17 protein-coding genes, 1 pseudogene and 1 other annotated feature are annotated in these 15,350 nt (G+C 27.8%); of the genes and pseudogenes, 17 read left to right on the forward strand and 1 reads right to left on the reverse strand.

Going from position 1 to position 15,350, the window contains the following annotated elements; genetic code table 11:
- Positions 1–70 precede the first annotated feature (70 nt).
- From ACFYH6_RS06690 to ACFYH6_RS06730, 9 genes are all read left to right on the forward strand, one after another.
- Positions 71–1,591: an ABC transporter ATP-binding protein gene (locus ACFYH6_RS06690; RefSeq protein WP_416180517.1), complete on the forward strand. Its 1,521-nt coding sequence runs from the start codon at positions 71–73 to the stop codon at positions 1,589–1,591.
- A complete protein-coding gene (locus ACFYH6_RS06695) occupies positions 1,591–2,673 on the forward strand; it encodes an ABC transporter permease (RefSeq protein ID WP_416180518.1) in 1,083 nt (360 codons plus the stop codon). The genes ACFYH6_RS06690 and ACFYH6_RS06695 overlap by 1 nt, the downstream gene beginning before the upstream one ends.
- On the forward strand, positions 2,673–3,620 hold the full coding sequence (locus ACFYH6_RS06700; RefSeq protein ID WP_416180519.1) for an ABC transporter permease: 948 nt from the start codon (positions 2,673–2,675) through the stop codon (positions 3,618–3,620). Before ACFYH6_RS06695 ends, ACFYH6_RS06700 begins: the two co-directional genes overlap by 1 nt.
- A gap of 167 nt (positions 3,621–3,787) precedes the next feature.
- Positions 3,788–5,089: a homoserine dehydrogenase gene (locus ACFYH6_RS06705; protein ID WP_416180520.1), complete on the forward strand. Its 1,302-nt coding sequence runs from the start codon at positions 3,788–3,790 to the stop codon at positions 5,087–5,089.
- Positions 5,090–5,260: 171 nt separating this feature from the next.
- Positions 5,261–5,572, forward strand: a complete 312-nt coding sequence (locus tag ACFYH6_RS06710; protein WP_316345234.1) for a rhodanese-like domain-containing protein — start codon at positions 5,261–5,263, stop codon at positions 5,570–5,572.
- Between the two features lie 101 nt (positions 5,573–5,673).
- Positions 5,674–5,812: a sequence feature (ribosomal protein L20 leader region), on the forward strand.
- 31 nt (positions 5,813–5,843) lie between these two features.
- Complete coding sequence (gene infC / locus ACFYH6_RS06715; protein ID WP_316345241.1) at positions 5,844–6,356, forward strand: translation initiation factor IF-3; 513 nt, start codon at positions 5,844–5,846, stop codon at positions 6,354–6,356.
- Positions 6,357–6,376: 20 nt separating this feature from the next.
- Positions 6,377–6,574 (forward strand): 50S ribosomal protein L35, encoded by a 198-nt coding sequence (rpmI, locus tag ACFYH6_RS06720; RefSeq protein WP_016206790.1) that lies wholly within the window; start codon positions 6,377–6,379, stop codon positions 6,572–6,574.
- A 26-nt stretch (positions 6,575–6,600) separates the two neighbouring features.
- Positions 6,601–6,957: a 50S ribosomal protein L20 gene (gene rplT / locus ACFYH6_RS06725; protein ID WP_316345236.1), complete on the forward strand. Its 357-nt coding sequence runs from the start codon at positions 6,601–6,603 to the stop codon at positions 6,955–6,957.
- Positions 6,958–7,128: 171 nt separating this feature from the next.
- A complete protein-coding gene (locus tag ACFYH6_RS06730) occupies positions 7,129–8,043 on the forward strand; it encodes a patatin-like phospholipase family protein (protein WP_316345238.1) in 915 nt (304 codons plus the stop codon).
- Between the two features lie 43 nt (positions 8,044–8,086).
- On the opposite strand, the gene ACFYH6_RS06735 is transcribed toward ACFYH6_RS06730, so the two are convergent.
- Positions 8,087–8,623 (reverse strand): hypothetical protein, encoded by a 537-nt coding sequence (locus tag ACFYH6_RS06735; RefSeq protein WP_416180521.1) that lies wholly within the window; start codon positions 8,621–8,623, stop codon positions 8,087–8,089.
- A 246-nt stretch (positions 8,624–8,869) separates the two neighbouring features.
- On the opposite strand from ACFYH6_RS06735, the gene ACFYH6_RS06740 reads away from it, so the two are divergent.
- The 8 genes and pseudogenes from ACFYH6_RS06740 (at position 8,870) to hydE (ending at position 15,338) form a co-directional block, all read left to right on the forward strand.
- Positions 8,870–10,627 (forward strand): helicase-related protein, encoded by a 1,758-nt coding sequence (locus tag ACFYH6_RS06740; RefSeq protein WP_416180522.1) that lies wholly within the window; start codon positions 8,870–8,872, stop codon positions 10,625–10,627.
- 46 nt (positions 10,628–10,673) lie between these two features.
- Positions 10,674–11,090 carry a DUF3785 family protein gene (locus ACFYH6_RS06745; RefSeq protein ID WP_416180523.1) on the forward strand — a complete coding sequence of 139 codons (417 nt, stop codon included), beginning with the start codon at positions 10,674–10,676 and terminating at the stop codon, positions 11,088–11,090.
- Positions 11,091–11,151: 61 nt separating this feature from the next.
- Positions 11,152–11,289: a clostri-philic family protein gene (locus ACFYH6_RS06750; protein WP_316345530.1), complete on the forward strand. Its 138-nt coding sequence runs from the start codon at positions 11,152–11,154 to the stop codon at positions 11,287–11,289.
- Between the two features lie 185 nt (positions 11,290–11,474).
- Positions 11,475–12,212 (forward strand): YdcF family protein, encoded by a 738-nt coding sequence (locus ACFYH6_RS06755; protein WP_416180524.1) that lies wholly within the window; start codon positions 11,475–11,477, stop codon positions 12,210–12,212.
- A 112-nt stretch (positions 12,213–12,324) separates the two neighbouring features.
- A complete protein-coding gene (locus ACFYH6_RS06760) occupies positions 12,325–12,711 on the forward strand; it encodes an NUDIX domain-containing protein (RefSeq protein ID WP_416180525.1) in 387 nt (128 codons plus the stop codon).
- Between the two features lie 219 nt (positions 12,712–12,930).
- Positions 12,931–13,386: pseudogene (gene tnpA / locus ACFYH6_RS06765) on the forward strand (IS200/IS605 family transposase).
- Positions 13,387–13,874: 488 nt separating this feature from the next.
- Positions 13,875–14,141 (forward strand): TM1266 family iron-only hydrogenase system putative regulator, encoded by a 267-nt coding sequence (locus ACFYH6_RS06770; protein WP_416179507.1) that lies wholly within the window; start codon positions 13,875–13,877, stop codon positions 14,139–14,141.
- Positions 14,142–14,228: 87 nt separating this feature from the next.
- The gene (gene hydE / locus ACFYH6_RS06775; RefSeq protein WP_416179508.1) at positions 14,229–15,338 is read left to right on the forward strand and encodes a [FeFe] hydrogenase H-cluster radical SAM maturase HydE; all 1,110 of its coding nucleotides are present in this window, start codon (positions 14,229–14,231) and stop codon (positions 15,336–15,338) included.
- Positions 15,339–15,350 lie beyond the last annotated feature (12 nt).

Consider the following 15,350-nt stretch of genomic DNA (forward strand, 5'->3'; position numbering starts at 1 on the left):
TTAGATTAATTTTACATAATAGGATAATCTAACTATAACATATTTAAAAAAAGACGTAGGGAGGATGCTCATGAGTTATGTAGTAGAAATGCTTAATATCCGTAAAGAATTTCCAGGTATTGTGGCAAATGATAATATTACATTGCAGCTTAAAAAAGGAGAAATCCATGCTCTTTTGGGAGAAAATGGAGCAGGGAAATCTACATTAATGGGAATGCTATTTGGAATGTATAGTCCAGAAGCAGGAGTAATTAAAGTAAATGGAAAAGAAGTTAAAATTTCAAGTCCTAATGTAGCTAATGACTTAGGAATAGGTATGGTTCATCAGCATTTTAAATTAGTTGAAAACTTTACTGTAACTGAAAATATTATTTTAGGTATGGAGCCAAAGAAATTTTTATCAGTAGATATAAAAAGTGCTGCCAAAAAAATAGAAGAATTATCTAAAGCTTATGGTCTAAATGTTGATCCATATGCAAAAATTGAAGATATATCTGTTGGTATGCAACAACGTGTTGAAATATTAAAGATGCTTTATAGAAATGCAGAAGTATTAATATTTGACGAACCAACAGCAGTATTAACACCTCAAGAAATTGAAGATTTATTAAAAATTATGAAAAATCTTATTAATGAAGGTAAATCAATAATTTTAATAACTCATAAATTAAAGGAAATTAAAGAGGCAGCTGATAGATGTACTGTAATTAGAAGAGGTAAGTACATTGGAACTGTGGATGTTAAAGAAACTTCAGAAGCTGATATGGCTAAAATGATGGTTGGAAGACAAGTATCCTTTAAAGTAGAAAAGAAGGAAGCTAATCCAGGTGAAGAAGTATTAAGATTAGAAAATGTATCAGTTAAAAATAATAAAAAAGTTCTAGGATTAAAGAATTTTAATTTAGAAGTAAGAAAAGGTGAAATAGTAGGTATAGCTGGAGTAGAAGGAAATGGCCAAACAGAGTTAGTTGAAGCTATTACAGGTATGAGATCTATTGAAGAAGGAAGTATAACTTTCAATGGAAAAGATATTACAAAGGATTCTATAAGAAAAAGAATAGATGAAGGAATAGCTCATATTCCAGAAGACAGACATAAAAGAGGTCTTATATTAGATTATACTATGGAAGATAATATGGTTCTTAAAGTATATAAAAATAAACCTTTCTCTAAAAATGGTCTTATAAATAGAGAAGAAGTAGAAAAGTATTCTAACCATATAATCGAAACTTTTGATGTAAGATCTGGAGAAGGTGGAAAGTCAATTGCTAGATCTCTATCAGGAGGTAATCAACAAAAGGGAATAATTGGACGTGAAATTCTATCAAATCCTGATTTATTAATTGCTGTTCAACCAACAAGAGGTCTGGATGTTGGATCAATAGAATACATACACAAAAGACTTGTTGAACAAAGAGATAATGGAAAAGCTGTACTTTTAGTATCTCTTGAATTAGATGAAATATTAAATGTTTCAGATAGAATTGCTATAGTAAATAATGGTGAACTTATTGGAGTAGTTAATGCTTCTGAAACAGATGAAAATGAAGTGGGCTTAATGATGGCTGGAATAAAGAGAGGTGAAAATTAATGGAAAAAGATCAAGGTATAAAATCCATAATGGCTGTAATACTTGGACTTATAGCTGGTGCTTTATTAATGCTTGTTATGGGATTTAACCCTGTTGAAGGATATAGATATTTATTTAAAGGTGGCTTAATGAATCTTGAGAGAATAGGAAATACTATTGCTACAGCTACACCTTTAATGCTTACAGGACTTTCAGTTGCCTTTGCTTTTAAAACAGGATTATTTAATATAGGTACTCCTGGACAAATGTTATTTGGAGGCTTTTGTTCAATAGCTGTTGGGTTGTCTTTAGATTTACCTAGCATCTTATTAGTTCCAATAGTTGTTCTAGTAGGTATCTTAGGCGGAGCTTTATGGGCAACAGTTCCAGGAATTTTAAAAGCTAAATTTAACGTACATGAAGTTGTATCATCTATAATGATGAACTGGACAGCATATTGGATAGTTTATTATATGGTACCACAATACTTTAAAGGTGAATTTTTAGAAACTGAATCTAAAATGTTACCAGAATCAGCTACCCTAAGAGTGAATTGGTTATCAGAAATATTTAAGGGCTCATATATAAATTTAGGTATTTTCTTAGCTTTAATAGCAGTTTTAATAATATGGTTCCTTTTAAATAAGACAGTGTTAGGTTATGAATTAAAGGCTGTTGGATTTAATAGATTTGGTGCAGAATATGCAGGTATGCCTGTTAATAGAAACATAGTTATATCAATGATGATAGCTGGAGCTTTATCAGGACTTGCAGGAGTAATACAATATACAGGTAATGCAAACATAATGCAAATAGGAGTAATGCCAAGCCAAGGATTTGATGGAATTGCAGTAGCTTTACTTGGAGCTAGTAGTCCTATTGGAGTTATTTTCTCATCATTATTCTTTGGAATCCTATATGTGGGAAAAGGCTTTATGAATGCAGCTGTAAAAGTACCACCAGAACTTGCAGATACTATAATGGCTACAATAATTTATTTTGCAGCAACTAGTATGGTAATGGATAAAATAATAAAATGGTTTAAAAAGAATAGAAACAAAGGGAAAAAAGATAATTCCTCAGAAAGGGTGGTGGAAAAATAATGTGGAGTATAATTGAGCAAGTTTTTCCATATGCAATTTCTTATACAATTCCTTTATTAATAACAGCTCTAGGAGCACTTTATTGTGAAAGAAGCGGAATTGTAAATATAGGTTTAGATGGACTTATGATAGTAGGGTCTTTTGCTGGAGCACTTACAGTATCTAAATTACAAGCAAATGGAGTGGCAGGAGCTTTATGGATTGGTTTATTAGTGGCAGTAGTAGTAGGAGTATTATTCTCATTACTTCATGCCTTTGCAAGTATTAATTTAAATGCAGATCAAGTTATAAGTGGTACTGCTATAAATATGATCGCTGGTGCTTTAACAGTATTCTTAGCTAGAAATATCACTGGAAGTGGAAATATAAGAGTGACAAATGGATTTATTCCAAAGGATATCCCAGTACTTTCAGATATACCTGTAATTGGACCTCTTTTCTTTACAAAGACATATGCTACTACTTGGTTAGTTTTATTAATTTTAATTTTAAGTATATTTATACTTTATAAAACTAGTTTTGGATTAAGACTAAGATATTGTGGAGAACATCCTCAAGCATCACAAGCAGCAGGAATAAATGTGTCTAAAATGAGATACATAGGTGTTATGATTTCAGGAGGAATGTCAGCTCTAGGTGGAGCTATAATTTTAGTAACATATTCAGGAGAATTTAATGGTAGTGTAGCAGGACTTGGATTCCTTGCATTAGCAGCATTAATATTTGGACAGTGGAGACCACTTGGAATATTAGGAGCAACTTTCTTCTTTGGATTTGCTTCAACTATTGCAAATGTGTCCCAAGTAATACCATCATTAGCTCAAATTCCTGGAGTAATATTAAAGATATTCCCATATATAGTAACTTTAATAGCTTTAGTTATATTCTCAAAATCATCACAAGCTCCAAAGGCAGCTGGAGAACCATTTGATGCTGGAAAGAGATAATAAATAATAAGTGATAGAGAAAAGTAAGAGATAGATATAATGTTATGTCTATCTCTTTTTTTATTTATTAGATTAGAATAATAATGGTAAATTATAGATTAAGTGAGTATAATAAATATATTAGCAATAAGTAAATAAAAAATTAAAAATTTTAAGGGGGAAACAAAATGAAAAAAGTCAGAATTGCTTTAATGGGGCTAGGCAATGTTGGACGTGGCGTTTGGATGATTTTAAATTCAAACAAAGAAGAAATTATGAAAAGATCAGGCTATGAAGTAGAGGTAGCTAAAATATTAGTTAAGGATATTAATAAGAACAGAGGATTTGAAGTTCCTAAAAATCTTTTAACTACAAGTATTAATGATATTATTGAAGATGATTCAATTAAAATTGTAGTGGAAGTTATGGGTGGTATTGAACCAGCAAGAGAATATATGTTATTAGCTATGAATAGGAAAAAACACATAATTACAGCAAATAAAATGTTGCTTGCCACAGGTGGTGATGAACTTTTTGAAAAAGCTGATAAAGAAGGTGTAATGTTTAATTATGAAGCAAGTGTAGCTGGTGGTATTCCAATAATTAAAGGTATAAATGAAAGCTTAACAGCTAATAAGGTAGAAAGATTATATGGAATAGTAAATGGAACTACAAATTATATTTTAACTAAAATGGATTATGAGAATTTAGATTTTAATAGAGCTTTAAAAGAAGCCCAAGAAAAAGGTTATGCTGAAGCAGATCCTACATCAGATATCGAAGGCTATGATTCACAATATAAATTAGCAATATTATCTTCTTTAGCTTTTGGAACTAAAATTAAAGTAGAAGATGTTTATAGAGAAGGTATTACTAATATTGAATCTATAGATATAGAATATGCTAAGGAATTTAAGAAAGTAATAAAATTATTAGCTATAGTTAAAGATAATGAAGGAGCACTAGAGCTAAGGGTTCATCCAACTATGATACCAGAAAATCATCCATTGGCTAATGTTAATGATTCATTTAATGCAGTATTAATTCGTGGAAATGCTGTTGGTGATTTGATGTTCTATGGTAGAGGTGCTGGTGATTTACCAACAGGGAGTGCTGTGGTTTCTGATTTAGTAGATATATTAAGAAGTAATATTGATATAGATAATATAAATCCAGTAGTTAAAAATAACCTATGGAAAAAAGAAATTAAAGATATAAATGAAATAAATAGTAAATATTATATTAGATTATCGGTGGAAGATAGAACAGGAGTACTAGGAGAAATCACTTCTGTTTTTGGAAAAGAAAATGTAAGTTTAAGATCAGTTATACAAAAGGGTGTAGATTCAGTAAATGAAAATAGAGTAACACTTGTTTTAATAACACATGACTGCAAGGAAGGAAATCTTAGAAATGCAATAAATAGTGTTTGTAAGCTAGAAGCAGTATACAAATTAAATAACTTAATAAGGATTGAAGACTTTAATTAGAAGAATTAAGAGAGCTGTATTAATATGAAGATTATTAAATTAGTAATTCACATTAATACAGCTTATATTATAAGTAAATATTTCAAATGAAAGAGAAATTCATTTTTAATTATTGTTGAGAATATTAGAATAAAGTAATATAATAATAAAAAAACAATAGGAGACAATAAAATGAGTATTAAATCAATAAATAGTAGTCAAGCTGAAAAGCTTATTAAAAATATAGAGGATTTAGTAATTTTAGATGTTAGAAGACCTAGTGAGTTTAAAGAATCTAGAATTGTAAATTCAATAAATATACCAGTAGAAGAAATAGAATGGGAATTAGATGAACTTCAGGAGTTTAAAGACAAACCAATTTTAGTATATTGTAAAGTAGGAGTTAGAAGTAGTATTGCTTGTAATTTTCTTGAAATAGAAGGTTTTAATAACTTATATAATTTAAGAGGGGGAATACTAGATTTCAATGGAGAAATTGAATAAACAATAGTTTTACATAATAACTTGTATAAAATACACAAGTATAGGTTAAAATAAAAAAGTAAAATATTTGACAGGTCTAAAAAAACATGTTAGAATAACATAGTGTTAAGTAGAAACAGCCGTTTCTCACCTTACGGCATAGCTTAGTGAGGTAATAGTTTTGTAATAATTACTAGTTATATTACTAGATTTTTATAAGTACTAGAGGGCGGCATAATATGTCCTCTATTTTTTGTGTGTTTTTAGATAATATTTTTGGAGGTGACTTGATATAAGTAAGGATTTTACTTGTAATGAAGCTATAAGAGTTAAAGAGGTTAGATTAATTGATGCAGATGGTGCTCAATTAGGAGTTGTTCCTACAAAGGAAGCTCAAAAGATTGCAGAAGAGAAGGAATTAGATTTAGTAATGATTTCTCCAAATGCTAATCCACCAGTATGTAAAGTGATGGATTTAGGCAAATATATTTATGAGCAATCTAAGAAGGAAAAAGAAGCAAAGAAAAAACAAAAGGTTACTACACTTAAAGAAATAAGATGTAGTTTAACTATTGAAGAAAATGATATTGCAATTAAAGCAAAGAATGCTAGAAAGTTTTTATTAGACGGGGATAAAGTTAAAATCACTGTTAGATTTAAAGGAAGAGAAGCACAATTAGGACATATAGGACAGAAAATTTTAGATAATTTTGTTTCGAAGTTAGAAGATGTTTGCATAGTTGAAAAACCAGCAAAACATGAAGGCAGAAACATGACAATGGTTTTAGGCCCAAAAAAAGCATAACTTGAGAGGAGATTAGTATAATGCCAAAAATGAAAACCCACAGAGGTGCAGCAAAGAGATTCAAGAAGACTGGAACTGGAAAATTAAAAAGAGCTAAGGCTTTTAAGAGTCATATATTAACTAAGAAAAGTTCAAAGAGAAAGAGAAACTTAAGAAAAGCTGCTTATGTTTCAACTACTCAAGAAAAAGCAATGAAGAAATTATTACCATACCTATAATATAGAGGTTTTTAGGAGGATTAAACATGGCTAGAGTTAAGAGAGCAACAAACGCTCGTAAGAATCATAAAAAAGTATTAAAGCTTGCAAAAGGTTACTACGGTGGAAAGAGCAGATTATTTAAAACTGCTAATGAATCAGTAATTAGAGCTTTAAGAAATGCTTATGTTGGAAGAAGATTAAAGAAGAGAGATTTTAGAAGACTTTGGATAGCTAGAATCAATGCAGCTACAAGAATGAACGGACTTTCATATTCAAAATTTATGAATGGAATCAAATTAGCTGGAATTGACATGAACAGAAAAATGTTATCTGAAATTGCTATAAATGATCCAAAAGCATTTGCTGACTTAGTAGAATTAGCAAAAAATTCTTTAAAGTAGCATATAAATAAGCCTACAGGTAGAAAAATCTACACTGTAGGCTTATTTATTTTTACAAAATTTTATTAAAGTAAATTTAATACAAAATTTACAAAGACAACTAGAACAAAAGATGTATAATTATAATATAATAAATGATAATTAACAGTGGTATAAAAAGAGGAGAGTAATATGAAGATAGGCTTAGTTTTATCTGGAGGGGGAGGAAAAGGTGCTTATGAACTTGGTGTTTGGAAGGCCTTAAAGGAACTAAAGATAGATAAATATATTGAGGTGTTTTCTGGAACATCAATAGGTGCCTTTAATGCAATTTTATTTGCCCAAGATAGTATAGAAAAAGCAGAAGCATTATGGGAAGAAGTAACAATGGATAAAATTATTCCAATAAGCAAATTTGAGTTGTTTAAAAAAGGAATAGGTTTATTTATTGGAGCGAAAAATATAAATTTTGCTAAAAAATACTTAAATCAAAAAATATATGAAGGTGCAGTTTCTAAAGATGGAGCTAAAGAAATAATAGATAAGTATTTAGATATAGAAGCTGTTAAGGAAAATAATAAAATATGTTATGCTGCCTGTACACAGCTACCAGATTTTAATGTTAAATATTTTAAAATTAATGATTATGATGTAAATTTAGGAAAAGAAATGATAATTGCATCAGCATCATTACCATTAATATATGATGCTACTAATATTATGGGAGGTAAATACATAGATGGAGGAATTGCTGATAATACACCAATTCAACCTGTATATGGAGAGGGATGTGACATAATTATAGTAGTATTACTTTCAAAGGAAGCAAGAATAGATAGATCATTATATCCTAATTCCTATATTATAGAGATTTGTCCTAGAAATTTAAATGAAAGTGTTATTAATGGAACTTTAAATTTAAATGAAGAAGCTAAGAAAAATAGGATAAAAGAAGGATATGAAGATACTATGAGGAACATAGAACCTATTTTAAAAATGGCTGAATATAAGATTATTTTAGAAGAAGAAGAGAATTTTCCAAGGTTATTTAAGACATATAAATATTTAAGAACTTTATTAAGTAGAAATAAGAAGAAAGAAAATTAATGAATTAATTTAATTAAAATGAGCTGTCTTACAACAGCTCATTTTAAATTGCCCTATAATTATAAGTTAAACCTTCATATACAAATTCTTTATCACTAATACTCAATAAATCACTAGGCTTAATTAAGCTAGGAAGTTTATCTGAGTCATAAATTTCACTTTTTATTAATAGATGTGAAACAAATTCTGAACAAAAATATCTATTATTCCTTTTAATTGGTTTATTAATTACCACACCTATTAATCCTAGAAGACTATACCTATATTTATTTTGATCTTGTAAAAATAGCCCAAGTTCATTTCTTAATGAAAAGTATTGCTTATTACTAACTTCAATTTTATATATAATACATTGGCTATTTTGAAACTTTTTATATACCCCATCTCTTAAGTTTTCTTCAACTAATCCCCCTATAAATGGATTACTAGGAAATATTCTTCCAAAGGAATACATTTTTTCAAAAGTATTATCAAAGCTTAAGGAAACATGTACATATTTATCTTTTGTATAATAATTAATACATTTTGATAGTACTGTTCCAGTATTGGAAAATACTAAATAAATATTTTTCTTACTCATTTTTAAAATCATCCCCCGATAAATAGTTAAAGATAAATATATAAGCATTATATAATATAATTCTTAATATATCCTTAAGAAAATTAAAAAAACATTAAAATTATTATATAAATATGTTAAGAGTAAGTTAATTATTAGTTTATTATAATAAAATCAAGGCTTTTAACTAAAAATAGAAACAAATAAAGAAAAAATGTTATAATTTATTAAGTACAATTATAGTAATGATAATTAAGAGGTGAGGATTTGAATAAAAATGCAATGCAAAGAGACTTTAAAAAGTTGAAATCTCAAATTAATCATATTGAAGAAATAGCACATAATTCAAAAGTAGGTGCATTAATAGAGCAGGAGTCTTCTCTTAGAAAGAAAATAAGACAGCTTATTGATATGGAAAATCAAGGCTTTAAGGATTATAAGGATGTTAGAGAAAGATATGAAGAATTATTGGAATATATTTCTAAAAGATTATTAGATGATTATAATAAAAAGCATAATTCTGATTTTGATTTTTATCAAGTTATAAGAGGTAATTATAATAGCTTTATTAATTCAGGATTTATGACAGTCCTAACTAAACAACATATACCTAAAATAATATCTAAGGAATTTGAAGAAAACTTCCCTGAAAATCCTAAGGATGAATATAAATTAGCAAGAAATATAGAAAGAAAAGTATTTATTCACCTGGGAGAAACTAATACTGGAAAAACATATACAGCTATGGAAAGGCTTAAAGAAGCAAAAAATGGTGTATATTTATCTCCTTTAAGAATATTAGCTTTAGAAAATTATGAAAAGCTAAATAATAGTAATATAATATGCAATCTTTTAACTGGTGAAGAAGAAATATTAAAAGAGGGAGCTACTCATACCTCATGTACTATTGAAAAAGTAGATTTAAAAAAGGAATATGATATAGCAATTATTGATGAAATACAAATGATAAGTGATTCCCAAAGAGGAGCTGCTTGGACTAGAGCTTTACTTGGACTTAGATGTAAAGAAATTCATATATGCGGTGCTTTAAACGCTAAAAAAATAGTAGAAGAAATATTAAAGGATTGTAAAGATGATTATGAATTTAAAGAATATAAAAGAAGCATTCCTTTAGAAGTAGAAGATAAAAACTTTTCTTATGACAATGCAGAAGAAGGAGATGCTATAGTTGTATTTTCTAAGAAAAAAGTATTACAAATAGCAGAGCAATATTCAGAAAAAGGAATAAGGACTAGTATTATATATGGAGATCTACCACCTGAAGTAAGAAGAAAACAATATGATATGTTTATAAATAAAGAAAACAAGATTTTAGTAACTACTGATGCTATAGGAATGGGAGTAAATTTACCTATAAAGCGTATAATTTTCTTAGACACTCAAAAGTTTGATGGAGAAGAAATAAGAAGCTTAACATCACAGGAAGTTAAGCAAGTAGCTGGTAGAGCTGGAAGAAAAGGAATTTATGAAATAGGATATGTAGCTACAGTTCGTGATAATCAAAAGTTTATTAAAGAAAAATTAGAAGAAGAAGATACTATAATAAGAAAAGCAGTCTTAGGTCCATCAGAAGCAATATTAAATATTAAGAGCTTGCCTTTAAATGAAAAATTAGCTTTATGGTCTACTAGGGAAGAGGCTTTAGATTATTATAGAAAAATGGATATAAATGAGTATTTAATAATTTTAGATAGAATAAAGAAATATAAATTAAAAGAGGAAATTCAATGGGATTTATTAAAGATACCTTTTGATATTTCTAAAGATGAACTTATGGATACCTTCTTAGGATATGTGGAGGAACTATTTATTTTAAAGAATAAGGTAATAAGCAAACCTCAATGCTTTAAAGGAAACTTAGATGAACTTGAAGTATATTATCAAAGAATTAATATGTATTATTCTTTCTGTAAATTATTTAAACTAGAGTTTGATTTTAAATGGATATATGAAGAAAGAATTAAGGTAAGTGAAGATATAAATGATATATTAATTAGATTATAATTAATATGGTATAATATACTTATTAAATCTCTGAAAGGAAGATAATATGGAATACAAATTTAAATTTGATGGAAAAGAATACATTTTAGGAGAAGATAATTTAGAATACTTTGCTAATGATGAAAATGAAGAACTTAAAGGTATAGACGAAGCAAAAGTATTAGAATTACTATCAAATAGTGATAAGGTAGATTTTCAAAAAGCTTACTATGAAACTTGTTGTAGTAACTGCAAAGAAGGAAAAGAAGAAAAGAAAAAGGCTTTTGACTTCTTAGAATTTTATTTTTATGCTTATGGTAAAAATAATAATTTTGTAACTAGTAGTATAGATAATGATTATGATGGAAAATCTTTTACTAGACTTAATAGAGAAGGAATAGTTGATAAAAGCTATATAGTAACTGTTATAGTTTGTAAACATTGTGGTACGTATTCTATAGAAATAGAAGAATTTGAACTATAAATAATATTGATGTATTAAAAATGTTTTAGGGTATAAAATACATTTGAAAGGATGTGTTGTTATGCCAAAGAATACTAAAACTGAAACCCCTAAACAAAAAGGACAAAGAAGACAAAGACTACATAAGAATCAAAATAATGTAGGTAATGATAAGAACAAACCAGAATATACAGATTTTCAAGGAAATCCAATAGAATAAATATATTTTAAGTTTTACATTATTAGTTAGAGACTGTTACGACAGTCTCTTTATTTATTTTAAATAAAAATATTTAAGTATAAATTACTAAAAATTGTTAAGAAAAAATTAAAAAGATATAAAATATATAATAAAGAAATAAAATTATGATATATTGATTAATATAAAAATAGAGAGGTGAAACTTTGAAAAAGAATATAGATTTGTTAATTGGATTTATAATGATCTTATATGTAATAGTAATTAATTTTACATTCGGTAAGATAACCTTTAGTGAAGCTTTTTTATTTATAGGTATAGTACCAATAATATATCACTTTATAAAAGTAAAAGTTAAAAATAAAAATTTACTCAATGTATTTAAATTTCTAGTATCAATTGGATTATTAGTGTTCACTATTGTGCAAATTGCTATTATTATATTCCCTAAAAATAATACTGGATATTCAAAGTATGTAGTTATTTTAGGCGCAGGTATAAAGGGAGAAACACCAAGTATAACCTTATCTCAAAGGCTTGATAAAGCTATAGAATACATTAATAATGAAAGTGATGAATTTAAAATAATAGTTTCAGGTGGAAAAGGTAAGGGAGAAGATATATCTGAAGCAGAAGCTATGAGAAGATATTTAATTAAAAATGGAATAAAACAAGAAATAATTATGGAAGATAAATCTAGAACCACAAAAGAAAACTTAATTTTTTCAAAAGAAATAATAGAGAAGGACTCCAATAAAAAAATAGAAGACATAGGGGTAAAAATAATTACTTCTGATTTTCATGCATTAAGAAGTAATTTAATTGCTACAAATTTAGGATATGAAGAAAAAAGTTTTTTAACAAATAGAACTTTACCTATTTTAATGCCAGTTATGTATTCAAGAGAATTCTTTGCAATTATAAAATATTTACTTCTAAGATAAAATATGAAATTTATTAAAGGTAATTTTAGTTTTTTGTAGAATATAGATAGAGAAACTATAAATTATTATAATGATAAAACTAATATTATATCAACTTCAGGAGGGGAACATAATGGCAAGAATTGCAGAGTGCTCTGTAATTATTAAAGATGATTTCAATAATATATTTATTGTTAGGAGAAAAACAAAAAGAAATGAGCCAAAGTTATGGTATATAGTAGGAAAGAAAATAAGAGGAAAAGAAACAGAAGAAAAGTGCATAACAAGAGCTATTAAAGATGATTTAAAGTCAATAATTTTTAACTTAGAAAAACTAGGTGAAACTAAGATTGATGAAGAAAATGAGGAAGTTTGCGCTGTTTATCTAGGTCAGTTAAAGGAAAAAGTGGTATATGGGAATGATATAGTTGAAGGTAAATGGGTTAGCATAAAAGAATTAGAAAATTATGATTTAGCAGAATATGAAAAAGAAAAGATTTTATTATATGTAAATAAATAAAGAATAATTAATATATTTTGTAAGATTTAAATATTAAGTCTATTGAATTAATTGGAGGTTGTGTAAAGCAACCTCTAATTAGTTTTTGTATTTAGAATACCCCGCGTTAGACGTGGGGTTCAAAAGAGCTTATAGCTTTGGGCACAATAAAAAAACTCCTTCTGATATAATAAAAATGCGGTCTGGCAACTGCATTAATATCAGAAGGAGGACATTCAAATGAATGATGTACATAGTTTATCACATACGAAGTGGAACTGCAAATATCATATAGTATTTGCACCGAAGTATAGAAGAAAAGTATTTTATGAAGAAAAAAGATTAGAGGTAGGAGCAATATTAAGACAATTGTGCAATTGGAAAGGGGTAAATATAATAGAAGCAGAAGTATGTATCGATCATGTACATATGCTTGTAGAAATACCACCTAAAATGAGTGTATAAAGCTTTATGGGATATTTAAAGGGAAAAAGTAGTTTGATGATATTTGAAAAGTGGGGAAATATGAAATATAAATATAGAAATAGGGAGTTTTGGTGTAGAGGATATTACGTTGATACAGTTGGAAAAAATACAAAAAAGATAAAAGAATATATAGCACATCAATTGGAAGAAGATAAATTGTCAGAGCAATTAACGATAGAATATGCCGACCCGTTTACGGGTGCCAAGTAAACTAATAGCATGTGCCAGATCGAACATACGCCTTTAGGCGTGGCTAGTAAAAAAGGGCTATGCCCGAAAATGCAAAACCACCGGCTAGGCCGGTGGATTTTTATTATATTATTATGTAAATTTATTATATTTATATATAGGATTGACAAAAAAATAACTATTAACTATTGACACAAGGAAATATTATACTTATGATGGAATTAGAGATAATAAATACTCATTTGTTTTGTGAATTTTATTCATACTCATTTGTATATTTATTATAAAAAAATATTATAATTTTTGTCTGACAAAAAAGAGAAATCTGATTTGAAAGAAAATAGATACGGTATATTAATAATAAAGGTTATTAATTAAACTATTTATAGTTTAAGTTTTTTGGTAACTTTTATTATTAATATAATTCCTGTTTTCTTTTAGGAAAGCAGGATTTTTTTTGTTTTTAAAATAAAAATATTATAAATTATAGAAATTTTTGGGGGAGAAATATGAAAATTGCTGTTATTAGTGCAATACTTGAGAAACCTAGTAAATGTAATTCTGATTTTAACCAGATAGTATCAACCTTTAGAGGAAGTATAAAGGGAAGGATGGGAATTCCTTTAGATGATGAAACTTCTGTTATATCCATAGTTGTAGTTGGAAGTTTAAATGAAATTAATAGTTTAACAGGAAGGCTTGGGAATATAGAAGGAGTAACAGTAAAAACTGCTATTAGTAAAAAAGAAACAATGCTATCCAATAATGTGAATTGAGTAATCTCAAATTACATAGTTAATTATACATTTTAATTTGAAGCTAGCTAATTTTAGCTTCATTAACAGTACTCTAGGAGGGATACTATGAATATAAAGAATATAATTGATAAATTATATGAAAACAATAATGCTAGTAGGGAAGAACTTGTATTTTTATTAGATAATTTAACAGAAAAAGATAAGGATTACTTAGTTGAAAAGGCACATGAAACTAGAATGAGAACCTATGGAAATACAGTTTATATGAGAGGACTTATAGAGTTTACTAATATATGTAAGAAAAATTGTGTCTATTGTGGAATAAGAAGAGAAAACAAAAATGCAGACAGATATAGATTGTCATTAGATGATATTTTAGAGTGTGTTGAAATTGGTGATAGATTAGGATATAAAACATATGTACTTCAAGGTGGAGAAGATGATTATTTTACCGACGAAAGAATGATAGAAATAATTAAGGCTATAAAAAGTAAATATCCTAACAATGCAATTACTTTGTCAATAGGGGAGAGAAGCTATGAATCTTATAAAAGGATGTTTGATGCTGGAGCAGATAGATATCTTTTAAGACATGAAACAGCTACAAAAGAGCTATATGAATCTCTTCATCCAGGAGCAAGTTTTGAAGAAAGAAGAAAATGCCTAAGGGATTTAAAAGAAATTGGATATCAAGTTGGTGCAGGCTTTATGGTAGGGTTACCTAATCAAAGCAATAATGATTTAGTTAATGATCTATTATTTGTAAAAGAATTTGAGCCTCATATGTGTGGAATAGGACCATTTATACCTCATAAGGATACTCCACTAAGAGATAAAAAAGGTGGAACTGTTGAGATGACTACAACAATATTAGCACTAGTAAGACTATTACTACCAAATGTTTTATTACCTTCAACTACTGCCCTGGGAAGTATAGATCCAATAGGAAGAGAAAAGGGTATTAAAGCAGGAGGAAATGTAGTAATGCCAAATCTTTCGCCTACTAGTGTTAGAGAAAAATATTCTTTATATGATGGAAAGATATGTACAGGGGATGAAGCAGCAGAATGTAGAAAGTGTATAGAAGGAAGAATAAATAAAGCTGGTTTTAGAGTTGAAATTACAAGAGGTGACAATGTAGCTTGGGCAAAAGATAATGGCTATTATAAAGTTAATAAGGGCAATATTCAACTTGAAAATATAAAATTAATATAAGTTATAGTATAG

The organism is Clostridium sp. HCS.1 (assembly GCF_047900555.1).
In the GTDB taxonomy this organism is placed as follows: Bacteria; Bacillota; Clostridia; order Clostridiales; family Clostridiaceae; genus Clostridium.